The 938-nt window shown below is 61.4% G+C and carries 1 protein-coding gene; it reads right to left on the reverse strand.

Translation table 11 applies throughout. The features are described 5' to 3' along the window. Positions 1-89: 89 nt before the first annotated feature. Positions 90-938, reverse strand: an 849-nt coding sequence (locus EN939_RS35895; protein ID WP_164751592.1) for a methylenetetrahydrofolate reductase, incomplete at its 5' end; no start/stop codon positions are given.

A 938-nucleotide genomic window follows, 5' to 3' on the forward strand; every position in this document is an offset into this window, starting at 1 on the left:
GGGTCATGGAATTCTCTCCGCCGTGATATAAAGATTTCTTTATATCGTTATCTGCTTTCGTTCAAGCGAATGGGTGGCCGTCCGCGCCGTCAATGCGCGGTCTTCACCATGTCCACCTGCGTTTCGGTAATGTCGTCGTGCAAGATGCTGTCGAGCCGGTCGGCGACGAGCTGATCGTCGCGGCGGATCTCACGTTTCCACGGCTGGCGGCCCTTCAGCACGCCCGATTCATCGACGATCTCGGCGACATATTCCTCCTGCCGGTAGGCCATCACATGGACGCCGGAAACGCCTGATATTTCCTTCACCTCGTTGATGATGTCGATGCAGAGTTGCTTGCCTTCCTTTTTCTGGTCCTGGGCGCCTTCCAGCCGCTTGATGACAGAATCGGGAATATGGATGCCCGGCACGTTCGAGCGGATCCACTTGGCCGTCTTGGCCGAGGCCAGCGGCCCGACGCCAACCAGGATGAAGCATTTTTCGGTGTAGCCGAGGTCGCGCACCTTTTGCATGTAGCTGCGGAACATCGGCACGTCGAAGCAATACTGGCTCTGCACGAATTGCGCGCCGGCGGCGATCTTCTTGCCCAGCCGATGCGGCCGGAAGTCGATCGGCGGCGCGAATGGGTTGATCGCGGCTCCGAGGAAAAGCTGCGGTGGCGTCGTCAGCTTGCGGCCGGACAGGAACTTGCCATTGTCGCGCATGATGCGGCAGGTCTCGAGCAGCGACATGCAGTCGAGGTCGAACACCGGCTTGGCGCCGGGCTGGTCGCCGGCCTGCACACCGTCTCCGGTCAGGCACAGCATGTTGGCGACGCCCATCGCGGCCCCGCCCAGCACGTCGCCCTGGATGGCGATGCGGTTCTTGTCGCGGCAGGCGATCTGCATGATCGGCGCATAGCCCATGCGGGTCAAAAGCGCGCAGATACCGACCGACGA

It is taken from the genome of Mesorhizobium sp. M7A.F.Ca.CA.002.05.1.1 (genome assembly GCF_003998335.1).
Classification (GTDB): domain Bacteria; phylum Pseudomonadota; class Alphaproteobacteria; order Rhizobiales; family Rhizobiaceae; genus Mesorhizobium.